This window comes from Suipraeoptans intestinalis (assembly GCF_034091795.1).
GTDB lineage: Bacteria > Bacillota > Clostridia > Lachnospirales > Lachnospiraceae > Suipraeoptans > Suipraeoptans intestinalis.
The window spans coordinates 52,197-70,590 of sequence record NZ_JAXFXH010000016.1 but is presented as its reverse complement, the minus strand read 5'-3'; the positions used below and the strand labels follow the sequence as shown (position 1 = coordinate 70,590).

Annotated in this window: 16 protein-coding genes and 1 riboswitch; of the genes, 1 reads left to right on the top strand and 15 read right to left on the bottom strand. The window is 41.3% G+C overall.

Features of this window, described 5'->3' with window-relative positions; all coding sequences use genetic code 11:
• The 11 genes from thiD to SOW26_RS05545 all read right to left on the bottom strand — a co-directional run bounded on the left by thiD (position 1) and on the right by SOW26_RS05545 (position 13,191).
• Positions 1-834 carry a bifunctional hydroxymethylpyrimidine kinase/phosphomethylpyrimidine kinase gene (gene thiD / locus SOW26_RS05595; RefSeq protein ID WP_276959635.1) on the bottom strand — a complete coding sequence of 278 codons (834 nt, stop codon included), beginning with the start codon at positions 832-834 and terminating at the stop codon, positions 1-3.
• Entirely contained in the window at positions 803-1,498 is a 696-nt protein-coding gene (thiE, locus tag SOW26_RS05590) for a thiamine phosphate synthase (RefSeq protein WP_320652044.1), read from the bottom strand. Before thiE ends, thiD begins: the two co-directional genes overlap by 32 nt.
• Before the next feature lie 159 nt (positions 1,499-1,657).
• Positions 1,658-2,479, bottom strand: coding sequence for a hydroxyethylthiazole kinase (gene thiM / locus SOW26_RS05585; RefSeq protein WP_320652043.1), 822 nt, complete (start codon positions 2,477-2,479; stop codon positions 1,658-1,660).
• Positions 2,480-2,633: 154 nt separating this feature from the next.
• A riboswitch (TPP riboswitch) is annotated at positions 2,634-2,741 on the bottom strand.
• Between the two features lie 103 nt (positions 2,742-2,844).
• A complete protein-coding gene (locus tag SOW26_RS05580) occupies positions 2,845-4,368 on the bottom strand; it encodes a DUF438 domain-containing protein (RefSeq protein ID WP_320652042.1) in 1,524 nt (507 codons plus the stop codon).
• 139 nt (positions 4,369-4,507) lie between these two features.
• Positions 4,508-5,860, bottom strand: a complete 1,353-nt coding sequence (locus tag SOW26_RS05575; RefSeq protein WP_320652041.1) for an MATE family efflux transporter — start codon at positions 5,858-5,860, stop codon at positions 4,508-4,510.
• 135 nt (positions 5,861-5,995) lie between these two features.
• The gene (locus SOW26_RS05570; RefSeq protein WP_320652040.1) at positions 5,996-7,390 is read right to left on the bottom strand and encodes an ABC transporter ATP-binding protein; all 1,395 of its coding nucleotides are present in this window, start codon (positions 7,388-7,390) and stop codon (positions 5,996-5,998) included.
• The gene (locus tag SOW26_RS05565) at positions 7,378-8,070 is read right to left on the bottom strand and encodes an energy-coupling factor transporter transmembrane component T (RefSeq protein WP_276959625.1); all 693 of its coding nucleotides are present in this window, start codon (positions 8,068-8,070) and stop codon (positions 7,378-7,380) included. The genes SOW26_RS05570 and SOW26_RS05565 overlap by 13 nt, the downstream gene beginning before the upstream one ends.
• A complete protein-coding gene (locus SOW26_RS05560; protein ID WP_276959623.1) occupies positions 8,070-8,651 on the bottom strand; it encodes an MptD family putative ECF transporter S component in 582 nt (193 codons plus the stop codon). The genes SOW26_RS05565 and SOW26_RS05560 overlap by 1 nt, the downstream gene beginning before the upstream one ends.
• 37 nt (positions 8,652-8,688) lie before the next feature.
• Positions 8,689-10,425 carry an ABC transporter ATP-binding protein gene (locus tag SOW26_RS05555; RefSeq protein ID WP_320652039.1) on the bottom strand — a complete coding sequence of 579 codons (1,737 nt, stop codon included), beginning with the start codon at positions 10,423-10,425 and terminating at the stop codon, positions 8,689-8,691.
• A gap of 3 nt (positions 10,426-10,428) precedes the next feature.
• Positions 10,429-12,345, bottom strand: coding sequence for an ABC transporter ATP-binding protein (locus SOW26_RS05550; RefSeq protein WP_276959621.1), 1,917 nt, complete (start codon positions 12,343-12,345; stop codon positions 10,429-10,431).
• A 255-nt stretch (positions 12,346-12,600) separates the two neighbouring features.
• Complete coding sequence (locus SOW26_RS05545) at positions 12,601-13,191, bottom strand: TetR/AcrR family transcriptional regulator (RefSeq protein WP_276959619.1); 591 nt, start codon at positions 13,189-13,191, stop codon at positions 12,601-12,603.
• Between the two features lie 443 nt (positions 13,192-13,634).
• Between SOW26_RS05545 and SOW26_RS05540 the strand changes: the two genes are divergently transcribed.
• The gene (locus SOW26_RS05540; protein ID WP_276959617.1) at positions 13,635-14,084 is read left to right on the top strand and encodes a C-GCAxxG-C-C family (seleno)protein; all 450 of its coding nucleotides are present in this window, start codon (positions 13,635-13,637) and stop codon (positions 14,082-14,084) included.
• A 213-nt stretch (positions 14,085-14,297) separates the two neighbouring features.
• Here the strand turns inward: SOW26_RS05540 and SOW26_RS05535 are convergent, their stop codons facing one another.
• From SOW26_RS05535 to SOW26_RS05520, 4 genes are all read right to left on the bottom strand, one after another.
• Positions 14,298-14,516: a TDT family transporter gene (locus SOW26_RS05535; RefSeq protein ID WP_320652038.1), complete on the bottom strand. Its 219-nt coding sequence runs from the start codon at positions 14,514-14,516 to the stop codon at positions 14,298-14,300.
• Between the two features lie 295 nt (positions 14,517-14,811).
• Positions 14,812-15,795: an ABC transporter permease gene (locus SOW26_RS05530; RefSeq protein WP_320652037.1), complete on the bottom strand. Its 984-nt coding sequence runs from the start codon at positions 15,793-15,795 to the stop codon at positions 14,812-14,814.
• 14 nt (positions 15,796-15,809) lie between these two features.
• Positions 15,810-17,309 carry a sugar ABC transporter ATP-binding protein gene (locus tag SOW26_RS05525; RefSeq protein ID WP_320652036.1) on the bottom strand — a complete coding sequence of 500 codons (1,500 nt, stop codon included), beginning with the start codon at positions 17,307-17,309 and terminating at the stop codon, positions 15,810-15,812.
• Positions 17,296-18,393, bottom strand: coding sequence for a substrate-binding domain-containing protein (locus SOW26_RS05520; protein ID WP_320652035.1), 1,098 nt, complete (start codon positions 18,391-18,393; stop codon positions 17,296-17,298). Before SOW26_RS05520 ends, SOW26_RS05525 begins: the two co-directional genes overlap by 14 nt.
• Position 18,394: the final 1 nt, after the last annotated feature.

The following is an 18,394-nucleotide window of genomic DNA, read 5'->3' as shown; positions in this document are numbered from 1 at the left end:
TTACTTCTCCCTTCTGTAGGCCTCGGGGATACAAAAGCCATGATTCATCGGCCCACTTCCCTCTCCCAGATCCAGTCCGGCTTCCAGGGCCTTCGAGATGTACTCTTTGGCTGCCTCTACTGCCTGTTCCAGCGGAAACTTCTTGGCCAGGTTGGCTGCAATGGCACTGGAAAGGGTGCATCCGGTTCCGTGTGTGTTTGGCGTTGGGATCCTCCTTCCTTTGTACCACCTGAATTCCCCTTTCTGAAACAAAAGATCATTGGCGTCTTCTACTGCGTGTCCTCCTTTTAAAAGGACCGCTACCTTATATTTTTCTCCCAGCCTTCTGGCTGCCCTCTCCATATCTTCCTTTGTCCGGATCCGGAAAAACTCTCTTCCGCTTTCTTCCTCTTCCGCCTGCAGCAAAATTTCTGCCTCCGGCAGATTGGGCGTCATCACACTGGCAAGAGGCAGCAGCTCCTTTCGCAGGACCTCCAAAGCCTCCGGCCGGATCAGCCTGGCCCCGCTGGTCGCCACCATCACCGGATCTACCACAATGTTCTCTCCCTTGTATTTCTTTAATTTTTCTGCGATTTCATGGATGATACAGGCAGAGGATACCATCCCTACCTTCACTGCATCCGGAGGGATGTCTTCAAATACTGCCTCCATCTGCCGCCCTACAAACTCGGCAGATACTTCATAGATCCCCGTCACTCCCAACGTGTTCTGTGCGGTCAGCGCTGTGACCACACTCATACCATAGACTCCATTCATGATCATCGTCTTTAGATCTGCCTGGATTCCGGCTCCTCCGCTGGAATCACTTCCTGCAATCGATACTACCGTTTTCATCTGTCTGCTCTCCTGTGATTTTCTCTGAGGCAACCGCCAGTCTTCTGCATGCCTCCTCGATGTCTGCCGCTCCAAATATGGCGGAAACCAGCGCCACCCCGTCAATTCCTGTTCCCGCCAGCTGATGGATATTCCCGGCGTGGATCCCCCCTATGGCTACTACCGGAATCCGGCACGCCCGGCAGATGTCCCGCAGTACCAAATGAGAAACTTCACAGGCATCCTGCTTTGTTCCCGTAGGAAATACTGCTCCTACTCCCAGGTAGTCCGCCCCTGCTTCCTGCGCCCGTTTCGCCTGCTCCACCGTCTGGACCGATACTCCCAGTATCCTGTCTTTTCCTATCTGTTTTCGCACCTGCGCCGCTTCCCTGTCTTTTTGTCCTACGTGTACCCCGTCCGCCTGACAGGCAATGGCGATCTCTACCTGATCATTTATGATAAAGGGTACCTGATATGCCCTGCACACCCGTTTGATCTGCTTTGCTTCCTCCAAAAACGCCTGGGGATCCAGGTCTTTTTCTCTTAGCTGGATGCAGGTAACGCCTCCCTTTAATGCCGCCTCTACCTGCTGCAGCAATGTCTGTTTCCCTGTCCAGGCCCGATCCGTCACCCCATATAAAAGCAACCTGTTTCGGATCCACTCTCTTTTTTCTTGTATTTCCATGTTTTTTCCCATCTTTTTCAGCTTCTGTATGTTCCTTTCTGTCTTTTTTTGTGCTTCTGTCCTTTCACTTTCGCCCCGTCAGAACCGGTTTTTTGCTTCCCGCTTTGACTTTTGACGTAGCTCCCATTTTCCGGTGTTTTCTTTTAGGAAGACAGCTTCTTACAGCAGCTTATATTTTGCCCGTTTTTCCAGTTCTTCTCCCGTCAGATGAAATACCTGATCTATGATACGACTCCGATAGGCTGTGTTTCCGTCTTGTACCGTCAGGCTTTCGTATGCCTTTTCTCCGCACACTCCCATTGCTGCCACTGCCGCTGCCGCCGCCTCTGTCCTTCTGTCCGGATTGGCACAGATGTAGGCGGTCATCATTGCGGAAAGCTGACACCCGGTTCCCGTAATGCTGCTCATCATGGGATGCCCGTTAAATATGCAAAACGCTTTTTCTTCATCTGCCACGATGTCAATGGCTCCGGTGATCGCGATCACCGCTCCCGTTTTTTTGGAAAATGCTTTGGCGAAAGCCGCCGCCTTTTCCAGGCTATCTTCCGTTATCCGGTCGCTGATATCTGCATCCACGCCTCTGGTCGCTCCCGTTCCCAGCGCCAACGTCTTTATCTCCGAACTGTTTCCTCGAACTGCAGAGATCTTCAGATCCTCCAGCAACTCCCGGGCTGTACGGGTTCTGAGAGCCGAGGCTCCTGCTCCCACCGGATCCAAAAGAATCGGATGCCCCAACTGTCCTGCCTTCTTTCCTGCCAGCTTCATAGCCTGTATCGTTCTTTGGTTCAACGTACCGATATTCAGATTCAGTCCGCTGCAGATGGCAGTGATCTCCTCCACCTCTTCCACATCATCTGCCATAATGGGAGAGGCTTTGCAGGCCAATAAAATATTGGCACAATCATTGACGGTTACATAGTTGGTAATATTATGCACCAACGGGGTTTTCTTCCTTACTTCCTCTAAACATTCCTGAAACATCGTCATCCTCCTTTTGCGAAGCCTGTTTCTATATTCGACTATCCTGCCACCCTTTATCTGTGCTTTGCTTCTGCCTTCCAGGCGACGCCCTGATTTTGTTCCACCAGGCGCCATCTCCCGGGAAGCAAAAAAAGGCGCCCTGCGGGCGCCCCTTGTAATCGTTTCTTTTACTTCCTACGACGGCATTATCCGCATCAGGTTAAAGGGTCGAAGTTGATCACTTCCTCTCAGCCTGCCAGTACAAGCTCCCCTGTTTTTTTCTTCAGTGTAGTACAGGATGCCTTCTCCGTCAAGAGGTTTTCGATTTCCGGTTTAGCTTTCCGGCTTACAAAACCTCTTCCTTTAGAAGGACCTCCCTATCTTTTCTATTTTTGAAAATGTGCTTTTGCAAATTCCATATCCTGCACCAGCTCTACTGTCCCCAGATAGGTTTGGTCACGATCTCTGACTGCCATATAGGTGACCAGCATCAGCCTGCCGTTTTTTTCCATCCACACCGGAACACTGTCCCTGACACCCTTGCGGAAATCCTCAAGAATGGAACGCACCATGGGTTCTATCTTAGGCGGATGGCACGAAAACACTTCTCGGTCAATGGCCATGCCGGGACGTTTGAACACTTTGGGGCCTTCGTTGAAAAAACGGTTGATATTGTCCGCATCAATAAAGCTGATCTCCAGCGGTATGGTGTTCAGCAGGGCGGTAAGCTGCGGAAGCGTCATATGGCCGCCGGGCATTACGATCTCACCTTCCGACGCCACAATTTTCCCGGGTCGGTATTTTTCCGCTTCTTCCCACGTTTCGTGCTCCACGCCAAAGCAGGTGGCATAATCCTTGGAATCCTGATAAATCCCGTACCATTCCTCCTCTGTAAAGTTTACTGCACAGATGGGAAACAACACGTTTTGCTCCTTGTAGATCATTTCCTGCGCCCGCTTCAACACAGCATCCAGGCGTGTGTTCCACTCTGCACTTTGCTCCTGTTCTTTGCCCAGCGCTCCCAACTCATCCCGGATCTCATCATCTACTGTCCACATCACATCAGATGGTCCTGAAATCCCATATTTGACCTTTAGGTGGGGATAGAGCAGATCTCCCTTTTTTGCATAATGGATGGAAAGCTCACGGATAGAGGCAAAAAGTTCCTTTGTTTCGGATTCCCGAAACTGTGCAAGTAATCCGGAAAGCGCTTCATTTTCTTTTACAAAGGTATAGAGGGGATGTCCCGGAATCTCAGCCAGGGCTGCCGCACGTGCCTGCTTGTCTGAATAATCCTTCTGAGGGAAAGCGTCTCTTTTTGCCAGTTCTTCCCTCGCTTTTTTTACCAGAAGGGACTTTTCTGCATCCTTTTCCTCCCCGACAAGCTTTTCCTCCGTGGTCGTTCCGTGAAACAGAGCAGAGTGAAGATCGCACAATCTTTGTACCTCCGTAATGGGCGTCCCCTCTTTCATTAATTCCTGCTCTGCCTCCATGATCTCTGTGGCCTCCACGGCATGAAAATGCTTCACAAAATCCATCCGGACACTTTCCAGATCCTCGCCATTTCCCAATCTTTTGAGATAACTCTTTAGCAATTCCTTACGGCTTTGAGGTTCCGCTTTTTTTGCGCCCTGCAAAACCGACTGCTCTGCGGGATTTTCAGTGGAAACCACAGAGGGCATCTCTCCCTCCAGCTCAAATCCATTTGCCACCAGCGCTGTGACAATATCCAGCATGGAGATCTGCTTCATCTTCGCCCCTTTGGGTATGGTGACCATCCTTCCCACCGAATTTAAAACCAGCGGCTTCATGATCTCTGAAAACCCGAGATCCGCCATAATCTTTATCAGTTCCGGGTATTCTTCCGTCAGCTCAAACACTGTTTTTGTGAAATCTATTTTCTTTGCCATCGCATTTGCCTCCTTGTCTTTTTCATACCTTCATTATAGTCCGACAACAGCCAGTGTATGTTGTTTAAACAACATACACCCATTTCAGAAGAGAGGTGAACAGGATAGATATGAATATCTAAGTATTTTTTAACAAACTTTAATTGACCGCCTTTTCTCTTCCCATCTTATTCAGCTCCCCAATCATCATAAGTATTCCAACAACAATCATTATGAAATCTATAAGTGGTTGCGTAAACCATACCGCATTTATACCAAATATCATTGGTAAGAAAATCATAGCGGGAACAAACAGGAACAGTTGTCTAAGCATCACAATTATTCCTGCTTTCTTCCCGTTTCCGATTGATTGGAAAAAGGTAATACTCATAACCATTATCCCATATAAACTAAACACAGAGTAGAATAATCTAAAGTTACCAACTCCTTGTGCAATAATGTTTGCTTCTACGCCGAACAAAGAAAGTACTTGACTGGATAGCAATAAAGATGGAAGCCAGAACATAACAGCAAGGATAAGTCCGCCAATAGAAAATACTTTCATCGTCTGTCTTACTCTGTCATATTTCTTTGCTCCAAAGTTCGTTCCTACTACAGGTTGTAACCCCTGACTCATTCCCCAAAGTGGTATAAATGAAAATGCATACATTCTTAATGAAGCTGCCATCAAAATCCCATTGCTATCTCCCCCGTATTTAAATGCCATTTTATACAGCATGGTCTGCTGAATCATAAACAGAAGTTGCATCAGCATCGCAGATGAACCTACTCCGAACATTTCTTTTTTTATTTCCGTATCAGACTCAATCTTATGAATTTTAACAACTTTACTCTTTTTCAAGAAGTAGTGCAACGTTACGATCGCTTGAACAAACTGAGCTGTAACGGTAGCAATAGCAGCACCTTCAATGGCATATTCCCCCATGATTGTCATTAAAATCGGATCAAGAATAATATTTAGTAAAGCTCCAAGCCCCATAATCATCATGGCTTTTTCCATCAGTCCTTCGCCACGCATGACCATGTTTGCGGACTGTGTGAAGTTTACAAAGATGGAGCCAATAAAAATCACTCTCAGGTATCTCATGCCATAAGCTTTGATTTCCCCTGTTGCGCCTACCATATTTAAAAAATGTGGTGCAAGCAGTATTCCTCCAACCGTTATGATTGCGGAAAACAAAATCACCCAGAAAATCAGATTTCCCATGATTTTATCTACAGTTTTCTGATCGCCTTTTCCAATTGCTCGTGATAAAACAGAAGCAGAACCTACGCCAAGTAAGGTTGAAACACCGCTGTTGAAAAAAGTAAGCGGCATTGCAATCCCACAAGCAGTCATAGCATTTTGGCCAATAATATTCCCTGCAAATATTCCATCCATCAACGGGTAAAGTCCAATCACTATCATCCCTATAACTGCCGGAACAGATAACTGAAATAGTAAATCTATCGGCTTTTTGGTTAATAATTGTTCTTTCACATCTTTTTTCATAAGCAACTCCTTTATTTTTAATGTGTTATTGTTCACATTATTAATTCTCTCACTTATTAAAGTTCTACATACATCCCTTACCTTATTGAATTCCTTTTTATTTCATTTGAACATTATTCTGAACATTATTCGTAATTATTCTGAATGTTTATAGCTTTGAAAGTCCTCTAAGCAAAGGACATAATCTGTTGTTGCATTTAGAAATTCAATGTCATGAGAAGCAATAAATATGATGTTATTTTCTGTTTTCATTTGCTTTATCAATTTTGAAATTCTTAGCATATTCTTGTAATCCATCCCACTTGTCGGTTCATCAAAAAATATAAATCTCGAATTTTTACATAAAACGGAAGCAATCGCCACCCTTTGTTTTTGTCCTCCTGATAAACTCATGGGATGCCTGTCTTTTAATTTAGTAAGTCCAAGGCCAATAAGTACTCTATCCATTTTGTCTTGACTTAAATCCTTAACTCCAAGTTTCAATTCTTCTTCTACGGAGTCTGTAAAAAGTTGATGATTTACATCTTGCATGACCAAGGCTGAATTTTTTATTCTTTCTCTTTTGCTTAGTTTTTTACTTCTAAAAACAATTTCACTCTTATCTTTTTTATTTAGCCCTGTCATTACACGCAAAAAAGTAGACTTGCCACAACCATTTCTGCCAACAACGCCATAAATCTTTCCCAAATCAAAAGATACATTGTCAAGCCTTAGCTTACATTTATCTTCAAACTCAATTTTCATCGTTCGAATCATAAAATCTTTTCCTTGATGTATTTTATCCTTAGTTAAAAGTGTTTTTTGTCTTGAACGAAGTCCACGCATAAGTAAATATTCGTTTGACAAAGATAAAAACTCTTCTTTACTAAAGGCCTGCTGAATCCTTCCTTGGTGAATCAAGTAAATACGATCAACCAAATCCATTAGGTAGTAAATTCGATGCTCCGCAAGAATAAGTGTTACATTTTTCCTTTTCAGAATTTTCAGCATTTCTGTTATAACATCCGTATGCTTATCATCCAGGTTGGCAGATGGTTCATCGAGAACTATGATTTTACACCCTGAGATGTAGCAAGAAGCTATACATAAAATTTGCTTTTCACCACCGGACAATTCAAAAATACTACGTCCAAGTAAATGCTCTATATGAAAAATTCTTAACATTTCTTCCATACGAACATCCATTTCTTCTTTCACTAATCCAATATTTTCTAAATAAAATAAGAGTTCAAGTGTCGTGTTGACGTTAAAGAAATGCGTCTTTGGATTTTGAAAAACGCTAGCAATAGCTAGTGATATTTCATAAATCTCTAAGTCTTTTATTTGCTTATCATTGACTTTAATACTTCCTGTGCTACTAGCATTTTCATAGGCAAAAGCTACTCCATTAATTGAATTAATAACGGAAGATTTTCCACTTCCGCTTTCTCCCGTGAGTAAAATACATTCTCCCTCAAGGGCTTTTAGGGAAATATCCTCCAATACTCTATTTTCTCCATAGGATAAAGAAAACTCTTTTATTTCAAGCATAACCATCCTCCTATCACTATTACCGCCATCGTTAGCCCATAAATAAAATCAATCAGTCCTACCCCCACTGTAATATATCTTGTTTTCTCTATGGGATTTGCAATACATTTCGTTTCTGCAGCCTTGGAGATGTCATCAGCGATATTAGATGAAATAATTAAAAGCGGTACAGCTACATACTCTAAGTATTTCAAAGGATTTTTTGTATCTATCCCCCTTATTTTCATTGCCATTTTGATGTTATTCTTTTCCTCCACAAAAGACGGAAAAAATCGAAACATCACTGCCACAGGAACAGATACAACTTTTGGTATCTTTAAAGCATCCATAGATGAAATAATGCTCCCCACATCTGATGTTTTAATTAGGAATTTACCTGCTGCATAAGGGATGTAAAACATACGAATCACAAAAATCAAAGAAAAGAGCAGCTTTATTATGATTGGCAACTGAGCTAGTATCTTAAAATTTGGTGCAAGAAATAAAATACCAAAGACTATGATATTTTTTACTGCATCTTTTCTAAATCCATTTATTAAATACATAATGGAAATAATAAATATGACTGCCCATTCCAAAATAGGGTGAATAGAATGCACCACAGTTAAACCCAACAACCCCACAACAAAAAACTTTGTTATGGGATTGGGATTTAATCTGCTGTTTTCCGCAACCACCATTAAATAATCCCCGCTTTGTTAAAGTGTTTTTTAAGAAGTGCCCTTCCAATGTATGCTCCTATAATTCCACCGATTACAGCACCTACATACACTAATGCCATATGTGGATAGGTAATCAACTTTTCTAATGCATCTACATATTCTTTGCCCATCATCATTGATAATTCAATATATTTTTCTTTTGCCCATAGCATTTGCATTAAAGATCCACAAATCCATGTATTAAAAATGGCAAAAGCCATCATATTGTGTTTAAAAGAATGGTATTCCCCCGCTCTTCTGATCATTTCAGCAATAACCATAACGCCAAGAGCATGAACTGCTATTACATAAGTATGTCCCATGGCAAACATTAATAACGGGGATAGTATTCCCAATATAAACAAACTCCAAGGCTTTTGAACCTTTGCCATAAATAACATAACGATGGTACCTGTCACAACACCAAGAATGCTAGGATAGATTAAAAATAAAACAGGCACCATTCCAATCATTCCTACACCAAACATCACTATAAAATAGATGACAGCAAATACCCCAATAGTTACTAGATCTTTAATTTTTAGCTTCTTTTCTTTCATTTATATCCTCCTATTAAAATTTTTTATTTTTCGGCTTCTACAATGTCCAATTAGCCGCACGTTCTCGTGCTTGAATAAACGATGAATAAATTCCTTCCTTGCAGATCAAATCATTGTGTTTTCCCACTTGCTCCAATGTACCACTATCAATTACCAAGATTTGATCCGCTTTTTTCACGGTAGAAAGTCTGTGCGCTATGGAAATAACAGTGTGCCCCTTGGATAATTCTTCGATCGCCGCTAAAATCTCATGCTCATTTTCAGGGTCAACAGAACTGGTCGCTTCATCTAAAAGAATAATCGGTGCATTTTTAAGTAACGCTCTTGCGATAGAAACTCGCTGTTTTTCTCCGCCGGAAAGGGAACTTCCACCCTCGCCTACCATAGTGTTATAACCATAAGGAAGTTCCATAATGAAATTGTGGCAACGAGCCTTTTTGGCAGCCTCCACTACTTCTTCATGGCTTGCCTTAGGGTTTGCAAAGCGAATATTGTTTTCTATGGTATCTTGGAAAAGATACACATCCTGGAAAACAAGTGAAAGTTTTTTTAGTAATCTTTCTACTTTATAATCTCGTATATCCTTATTCCCTAATCTGATTTCACCACTGTCAACATCATAAAAACGAGATATTAAATTGATAATTGTAGTCTTTCCGGAACCCGACGGTCCTACAATAGCTGTCTTTGAGCCTTGAGGAATCGTAAATGAAAGATCTTTTAAAACAGTATTTCTTTTGTCGTAACTAAAACTCACCTTATCAAAGACGATCTCTTGGTTTTCCATAACTTCTAAAGTCCCGTCACTGATTTCAGGAATATCTAAGACCTCATCCAAATACTGCATATTGGCAGGATTTTTCACCATCAGGATAGCCGCATTCTCAAGTTGTTTTAAGCCGCCAAAAATCATAAAGCCAGCAGCCGAAACAGTGAGTGCTTGTGGTAATAAAACTTCCCCTTTCGTATAAAGATAGCAAGAAAACAGTGTAACAAGCAGGCTTGAGAGATTGATAATAGTAGAAAAAATTCTAGCATAAATAACAAAAACAATCTCGAAATGTACTTGGGAAACTCTAAGTTCCTCAGAAGCATTTTTTAATTTAGAGTGAATTTCTTCCACAACGCCCTTGTCCGCAAAAGGAAAACTACGAAGCACAGGAACGCCACTGATACTGTCAACCAGAGCGTCTCCCACCTTGGTAATGGCAGCATGTTCACGTGCAATCTCTCTCTTTGCCTGATTTACCATGAGAAATACGCAAAGCCAAATAAGAATTAGACAAATGAAAGTTAAAATTCCGATTTTAATATTTACACTAAACATTCCGATTAAAAGGAAAAAGGATATTGAAATACCGGAAACAGCAAAGTCTATACTCATTGCGGAGTAATTTTCAAGGCTCTTCATAACATTGGTAAATGCCGCCATAATTCTTGATAAACTTTGTTCTGCAAAATATCCCATAGGTGCTTTTTTAAGTTTTTCGCCAACTGTAAGTCGGTAATCCTTGAAAATCCCAAAGAAAACACCGTCGCTAAGACCGCTTTTCGCCCACCCTGTCAGAAAATTAAAAAGGAAGGATGCAAACAATACTCCCAAAATCGTCCACATATGCCCGATGGTAGTTTCATTCATCCAGCCGAATGCAAGGAATAGAGCGAAAAATCCAAACAACATGGAAGCATTTTGAAGAAAGATAAGTAACATCCCCGCTTTCAGTCGATTCTTATACTGTCCCGCTAATTTGAATGATAATTTTATAAACTCCATATTCTACTCCTCTCCCAAATATTGTTTCCAAAGACTTGCATAGAGCGATTCTTCCATAAGCTCCTCATGTTTGCCCTTGGCTATAATTTGACCTTTATCGATTAGGATGATTTGGTGTGCCTGCTTAATGGTATTTAATCTATGGGCGACCATCACAAGATTTTTCCCCTTTACGAGATTGGATATTGCTTCTTGAATGAGTGCTTCATTTTCCGGATCGGCATAAGCGGTTGCTTCATCTAAAATAATTGTTGATGCAGGCTTCAAAATTGCTCTGGCAAGAGTTATTCGTTGTCGTTCCCCTCCTGACATTGCTCCGCCCTCTTCCCCTGCTTTAGTATCATAGCCATCAGGAAGTGACATAATAAAATCATGACAATGAGCAGCTTTTGCCGCCGCAACAATTTCGTCTTCGGTCGCATAAGGCTTACCAAGTCTTATGTTATCCCTGATACTCACATCGAAGAGAAAATTATCTTGTGATACGAAAGAAATCTCTTCTGCAAGCTGTTTAAATGAAATTTTCTTTGTATCCACACCTCCAAGAGAAATCGTACCCGATGACTGATCCCAAAAGCCTGCTAAAAGCTTTGCAATTGTAGATTTCCCCCCACCTGAAGGCCCTACAATTGCAGTTACTTCTCCCGGCTTTGTTTCAAAAGAAATATTATGCAATATCTCCGTTCCATCATGATAAGAAAAACTTATATGATCAAATTTGATCCCCTTATTCTTGTCTATAGTAACCTTATTTTCTGAATCAGGGCGTTTTTGGGCAGGCATATCAAGCAATTCTTGTATGGATACCCAAGTATTGGATGCCATCTGGAAAAGTTCAAAGCTCATCATGATTGCAAAAGCCTGTGGGAGAATGGCAATCGGCAGAATAAGTGCTAAAAGCAGGGTTTCGATGCCGATTTGTTCCTTCCCATATAAATAAAAAGCTAAAGGCATACTCACTATCTGTGGTATCATCATTGCTGCAGTCATCAGCGCTTTGCCAAACCAGCTTTGTTTCCACCATTTCATCGTAGAGAAATGATAAAATTTTACCGCATCTGCAAATTTTCCATACGAAGCTTTATCTTGTGCAAATGCTTTGATTACAGGGATTCCACGAACATATTCAGCACTTCTATCGGCAACATTGGCATAACTTGATAACCACACAGCCATCCTGCTGCGATATTTGTACATCATAGTAGCCATTCCGATAAAGGCAATTGGCAGTGGTACAAATATTGATACCCCTATACGCCAATCTAAGAAAAATAAAATGATTACACAAAGTATCGGATGTAAAAGTCTACTGGGCAGTTCCGGCATAAGATGAGCTACCCAATCTTCCATATCTGCAACTCGATCCATGATAATCACCTTAATTTTACCTACAGGATTATCCACCAAGTATCCCATTGGAATTACCTTTAACTTCTCAAATAAAATCTGTCTAAGTTTTGCGAGTATAGAAAATGATGTTTTATGTGAAATGGTTGTGCTAAATCCGGTAAATATAAAGTAAAGGAGCAGTGAACCTATTGCCAAAAAAGCATATTTCAGAAGTGCATCAAAACTGACCGGGTTACCGCCGGCATTTTTTATAAGCCACCCTGCCGCATAGGCACTGAAGAAATAAGTAGAAAAGCTAAAAAGTTCTCCAATGCAGGCAAAAATGACAGAAAGTCGCATCCTACCTTTATATTCCGGAGCTACACTCATAAGTGCCTTGTTTAAACTGCCCATACTAATTTTGGGCTGTTTTTCACTTTGCTCAACATCACTTTCGATTCGTTGCATAATCTCATCAGGAACATCCAAGTTTAGACTCTCTACCTCTTTTATCAGATTTTCATTTCGCTTGAGCGTCTTGCTGCCCGAAGCAGAGTCAAGCAATTCATCATTATATTTTTTCTTCTTCATTGATTTACCTCCTTTTGATTAGTGTATGCTAACTTCTAATCAAAAAATTTATTTTATATTTATTACAGCTATCAATAGACAGCTTTATAGTTTCTACAAAGAACTCTCTATCACTTATAAAGCTATTCCTTGCTTCATCTAAGATTTCACAACCTTCCATAATCCCATTCACAAAAATATTATAAGTAATTTGATAAACACTCTCTTAGCATTTCATCCGAACATAGGAACATAATTTTTTATACACCTTCATTTTTATTGCGCTCCATTTTCAAATATACAAATAATCATTTGTTCTAAAATCTGTCTATTTTTAGTGAAATTTTCTCTAGCCTCCAAAACATCTGATGCAAGGATCATTGCATTGATAAAGTCGGTAACAAATTGAAAAATATTAGAATCAGATATCCATCTTGGAACTTCACTCATAACAATTTTAAATCTTTTTTTTGTCTGTTCTTGTAGCTCTGTCATGAGATTGTTCAACTCTGGATTTCTTTTTTTAGCAATTAGAAACTCAATGTAAAGTGGCATGTATGGATTATCGTCAAGCATCTTTGTTACAAGTTCTTTGGCCATAAACTCCTTTGTCACAATCTTCTCAGACCCACCCAAATGTTTTTTTATAACTTCATTCCTATATTCAATTCCATGAATCATGATATCTTTAAAGATTTCGATAACACTTCCATAATAGTGATAGACACCACCCTTAGATAGAGTTGTTCCCGCAATAATTTCTTCCATAGTTGTCTTTTCAAACCCTTTTGCGACAATTACTTTTGCAGCTGAATTCATAATTTCTTTTTTTCTTTCTACTTCACTCAATCTTTTAACAGCACACATATCTATTCCCTCCTCTTCTATATCGACGGTATCGTCGGTATGACACTAACGATATTATATATCAGTTAGCGCTATCTAACAACCATTTTTTTATTTTCTTTAAAAATATCTTTAAATGTAGACAGCATTTATTTTATCCGCTTCTTCTCAAAATTCCGCTCTTTAATTAATGTACATACAATGGTATTTGCTTTCTTTACGATATAATTGAACAATAAATTCTTGCTCTTATCATCTTGCTCTCCCAATGAATGCTCCAACTTGTGAATACCAATTCCTCCAATGCCTTTATTTGTCGTACCATACTTCAGTCAGGTTTTACAGGTCTGACTCTTGCTTCTTAACCTGCGATTACTGTCATAACTGCCAAATCACATTGACAAATCCAGACGGTTTCGATAAGGTGGTCTTAGCGTAGACTCTATGTAAAAAGGAGGAGCTTTATGAATACAGAAATCCATCTCCCGGAACTCAAAAAAGATGCTTCACAAGCCTTTCACAGTGGTTTTGCCTGTTCTGAATCTGTGATCTTTGCTATCCGAAAGCACTTTGCCTTAGAAATGTCTGATGACGCCATTGCCATGAGCTCCGGCTTCCCCTGGGGACTTGGGGGCGGCGGTTGTATCTGCGGCGCTCTTGCCGGCGGCACCATGTGTATCGGCTACGTGTTTGGCCGCACCGTGCCGGGCGATTCCAAGGTCCAGACCTGCTTTCGACTGACCCAGGAACTGCATGACTCCTTTCGGAACAGCTGCGGCGGCACCTGCTGCCGGATTCTGACCAGAGGCATGGAAAAGCAGTCCCCTGAGCGAAAAGCACAGTGTACCGCTTTTGTGGAACATACCGTAGAAAAAGTAGCGGAAATCCTTCTCCGGGAAGCAGGGACCTCCTGATTTTCTCCTTGGTAACGACAGACAGGACGTCATTTTTCGCGAAATAAAAAAGAAGGAAGAAGTCCACTTTTCGCAAAACAGCGTAGAAGTGGACTCCTTCCTTCCATGACTTCATCTGTAATATTTTTTACCACGTCTTGACTTATGGGACAAAACGTGTTGGGACTCCCACATCTTCACAGGACTTTCCCTGAAAGCCCCTGTTTCCGAGGACTATTTTTCCCCTTTCCCAAACAGAAATCCCACAAACCGTATGTAGGTGTACACTACCAGGCACACGGCTATTGCCGTTTCTGCCAGTACCACAAATCGAAGAACCGGCAGAGGATGCCCCAGGTTTGCCACACACACCATTGTCTGCTTTGCTGCAATGGCGCTGATTACAAAAGGAAAGGTAAACGCAGCATAACTGGGAAAAAATAGCATCTTCAAACACTGCCACTCCCCCTCCTGTGTGTTTCTTTGTAACAGATTTTCGGGATAGTTGTCAATGTCTGTCCGGGAACTTCCCCTCTCTTGCTGCGTAGTGCTCTGTCTTTGGATTCCTCCTGTAGTTTCTCTGCTCTCTTTTTTATTCGACAAAGTGACTGTAACAAGGCGATCGGGAACCCGACCGTCTTGCTTGGCATTTAAATTCTGTTTTCCAAATATTTTTCAAGTGTCTGTCTCCTGCATCCCCAGTTCTCCCAACCTTTCCTATCGTTTGATGTCTGCAGTTCAACTACTCTTATTTTCTATGTAGCGCATGCCTTATTTTTTCTCTGATTACGGAATTATCTTTCACCGCATCTACAAACACGGCAATCAACACAACTGCACCTGTTACCACCGTTTCCCAGTAAGATGAAATCCGAAGCAGAGTAATACATGTGCTAATGACACTACTTAGAAGACCTCCAATGATGGTTCCTACGACACTTCCAATCCCCCCAGCCATGGAAGTACCACCTAAAACAGCGGCTGTGATAGACCCCATCTGCCAGCTTTCACCAATACTTGCTTGGAAAGATGCAAGTCTGCATGCCATGAGAACCCCTGCCATCGCAGAAAGAAAGCCACTTAAACAATATACAAGCACCTCTACTCTTTCCGTCGATATTCCTACTATTTTTGCACAGTTCCTATTTCCTCCCAGTGCGTAAATATAACGTCCTGTCTTCGTTTTCTTCAGTAGCACCGTCAATATTATGCATACAATTACCATAATAATCACAATATTAGGAAGAACACCTCCCACCACTCCATTTGCAAGTCTTTCTGCTGCTTTTGGCATACCAGTGATAGGCATACCTTTTGTGATAATGTATACGATTCCTTGATAAATCTGCATAGTCGCCAATGTTACAATAAATGGAGTCATTTTAAAATAGGCGATAAAAAACCCGTTAATCCCTCCAAGAACAATGCCCACTGCACTGGCTACAATCATAGCAATATATGGATTGATCCCGTATTTTACCATAAAAATCGCACTGAGTAGTCCACAAACTGACCCTATTGTGGCCACTGACAGATCAATTCCTCCTGTTAAGAGAACCAGTGTCTGACCAAATCCCACAAGAATTACGAATGCCGCCGCTCTCGTTAACGTACTTGTATTATATGCTGTGAAAAAATTCCCTGTTGCCATATGTACGGCACTTCCAACCAATATTGTTACAACCAGAACCATCCCTGCTGTGGATTTGAAAAATTTGATTAGTTTGTCCATTTATCTCTGTCCTCCTATTGAAATGCGACTTTCAATACATCTTCCTGTGTAGCTATATCCACATCTTCAAGGTAGCCACTGATCATTCCTTTATGCACTACCATGATCCTGTCTGCCAATGCAAGAACCTCTTCCATTTCCGAAGATATTACAATCACAGCAACACCATTATCTGCCAAATCACGGATTAATTGATGAATTTCTCCCTTTGCATTTACGTCAATTCCCCGTGTTGGTTCGTCAAGAATCAGCATTTTGATTCCTTTTGCCATCCACCTGGCCACAATGACCTTCTGCTGATTTCCTCCTGACAAATTTTTAATACGTGTTTCTCTGGAAGCCGTTTTTATCTGAAACGACTGAACATATCTATCCGTCACGTCAGCTGCCTTCTTCCAATCCAGTAGCCCTGCCTTCTTCATATTTCCCAAAGAGGGTAACACCAGATTTTCCATCACTGATAAATCCGGTACTATTCCATCATGCCTTCTTTCTTCCGATACATATCCCATTCCATAAGCTATGGCTTCTATCGGTGATTTAATCTCTGCCTCCTGCCCTTCTATATATATTTTTCCTCCGGGCTCTTTTTCCGTAATCCCAAATATGCACTTGAATATTTCTGTACGGCCTGCTCCTACCAATCCTGACACACATAGGATTTCCCCCTTATTCACATGAAAGCTGATCTTATCAAATTCTCCTTTTCGACTCAGATTATGTACTTTCATAAATATTTCATCGGAAACTTCTCTCTGGATCCTTTGAGATTTTTCCACCTTTTTCCCTGCCATCAAATTGATCATCTGATCCTTCGTAATCTCTTCCACAGAAACCTCTTTAACCAAGCATCCATCCTTCATAATCGTGATACGGTCACACTGTTCCATAACCTCATCCAGATGATGAGAGATAAATACCATAGCTGTTTCTTTCTTTTTCAGTTCCTGCATACACACAAACAGACTGGTTGCTTCTTTATTTGTGAGCACCGCAGTCGGTTCATCCAGAATCAATACTTTGGGGCGATAAGCCAGAGCCCTGGCAATAGACACCAACTGCTGATACGCCGCAGACAATTCCTTCACCGGGCGGGTCACATCTATCTCTACTGACAAAAGTTCTAAAAGTTTTTTTGCTTCCTTCTGCACTTTTTTCCAGTCTATCCATATTCCTGATACTTTTTCATTCCCAAGGAATATATTTTCTGCAACACTGGCTTCCATGACAAGATTTAGTTCCTGCGGAACTAAGATGATACTTTTCTTCATAGCTTCCTTCGGAGAGGAGAACCTTACTGGTTCTCCTTCCACGTAAAGGTCTCCACTGTCACAGAAAAACTGTCCTGTCAACACATTCATCAGCGTGCTCTTTCCCGCGCCATTTTCTCCTACTAATGCATGTATTTCACCTTTTCTCAGTCTTAACGACACCTTATCAAGTGCTTTTGTCCCCGGAAATGTCTTTGTGATATTTTTCATTTCCACAATATAAGGACTGTTATTTTTTTGCATCTGCATCCTCTCCATATAACATTTTGATATATTTGTCTGCCTCTTTTGCATGTACAGATGTTGATCCTACATTTGTTACTTCTTCGATAGATTCTCCGTCAATTGTTTTCACTGCATTGTAAATTAATTTATATCCCATATCATAACAATTCTGAACCTGCGCTACATAAAGTGTGCCATCCTTCAGATATTCTAAAGTTCTCAAATCATGATCCATGCCGCCGATCACTATTTCCCCGGATTTTCCAGCATCGCTGACCGCCTGACACGCTCCTACCGGATTAGACATATTATTACAAAGAATTCCTCCCAGATCCGGATATGCCTGAAGCCAGGATTCTGTAATGCTAATCGCTTTTTCCACCGCATCGTTATCTCTTTGTTCATCTACAATTTCGATATCAGGATATTTCGCGATCGTATCCTTAAAGCCCTTTAATCTTTCTTCGTGAGAAGCTGCCCCCATGGTTCCTGCGAGAATGGCAATCTGTCCCTTTCCACCCATTTTTTCACACACTTCTTTTGCCAAAGTGCAGCCATCTCCATAATTATTCGTATTTCCCACAAAAAAGCTTCTATCACAGTCCTTTATGTCCGAACTGGCAAATGTTGCTACAGGAACCCCTGCCGCTACTGTTGCATTAATAGCTGCGGCTGTTGTTTCTGGTTGATTCACATCCACCGCAATCAAATCCCATCCTTGTCCTGTTGCTGTTTCTATAGAGTTAACTTGATCCACTGCATCCGGCTCTGCCGGTCCGTACCATTCATAATCAATGGTAACTCCTTTCTTTTCCATGTCTGCTACTGCTGCATCAATTCCACATTTGATCGCATCATACCAACTATGAATATTTTTATATGTACAATAAATTTTATAACTATCTTTCTTAGGTTGATAACTTGTGTCAAAAGACGCATCTGCTAAATCCGTTTTACCTGTCGCGCTTTCTCCTGCCTGTGCTGCCTTTTTTTCTTTTCCCGACTTCGTCGAACTGTCACTATCTGCGCTTCCACAGCCTGCCAGCATACAAATTACAAGCAATACAGCCGTCAATGATGATACAATTCTTTTCTTCTTCATA

Excerpts from the sequence above, each read along its gene's own strand:
- thiD (WP_276959635.1), bottom strand. The coding sequence starts at position 834 with ATGAAAACGGTAGTATCGATTGCAGGAAGTGATTCCAGCGGAGGAGCC.
- thiE (WP_320652044.1), bottom strand. The coding sequence starts at position 1,498 with ATGGAAATACAAGAAAAAAGAGAGTGGATCCGAAACAGGTTGCTTTTA.
- thiM (WP_320652043.1), bottom strand. The coding sequence starts at position 2,479 with ATGTTTCAGGAATGTTTAGAGGAAGTAAGGAAGAAAACCCCGTTGGTG.
- SOW26_RS05580 (WP_320652042.1), bottom strand. The coding sequence starts at position 4,368 with ATGGCAAAGAAAATAGATTTCACAAAAACAGTGTTTGAGCTGACGGAA.
- SOW26_RS05575 (WP_320652041.1), bottom strand. The coding sequence starts at position 5,860 with ATGAAAAAAGATGTGAAAGAACAATTATTAACCAAAAAGCCGATAGAT.
- SOW26_RS05570 (WP_320652040.1), bottom strand. The coding sequence starts at position 7,390 with ATGCTTGAAATAAAAGAGTTTTCTTTATCCTATGGAGAAAATAGAGTA.
- SOW26_RS05565 (WP_276959625.1), bottom strand. The coding sequence starts at position 8,070 with ATGGTGGTTGCGGAAAACAGCAGATTAAATCCCAATCCCATAACAAAG.
- SOW26_RS05560 (WP_276959623.1), bottom strand. The coding sequence starts at position 8,651 with ATGAAAGAAAAGAAGCTAAAAATTAAAGATCTAGTAACTATTGGGGTA.
- SOW26_RS05555 (WP_320652039.1), bottom strand. The coding sequence starts at position 10,425 with ATGGAGTTTATAAAATTATCATTCAAATTAGCGGGACAGTATAAGAAT.
- SOW26_RS05550 (WP_276959621.1), bottom strand. The coding sequence starts at position 12,345 with ATGAAGAAGAAAAAATATAATGATGAATTGCTTGACTCTGCTTCGGGC.
- SOW26_RS05545 (WP_276959619.1), bottom strand. The coding sequence starts at position 13,191 with ATGTGTGCTGTTAAAAGATTGAGTGAAGTAGAAAGAAAAAAAGAAATT.
- SOW26_RS05540 (WP_276959617.1), top strand. The coding sequence starts at position 13,635 with ATGAATACAGAAATCCATCTCCCGGAACTCAAAAAAGATGCTTCACAA.
- SOW26_RS05530 (WP_320652037.1), bottom strand. The coding sequence starts at position 15,795 with ATGGACAAACTAATCAAATTTTTCAAATCCACAGCAGGGATGGTTCTG.
- SOW26_RS05525 (WP_320652036.1), bottom strand. The coding sequence starts at position 17,309 with ATGCAAAAAAATAACAGTCCTTATATTGTGGAAATGAAAAATATCACA.
- SOW26_RS05520 (WP_320652035.1), bottom strand. The coding sequence starts at position 18,393 with ATGAAGAAGAAAAGAATTGTATCATCATTGACGGCTGTATTGCTTGTA.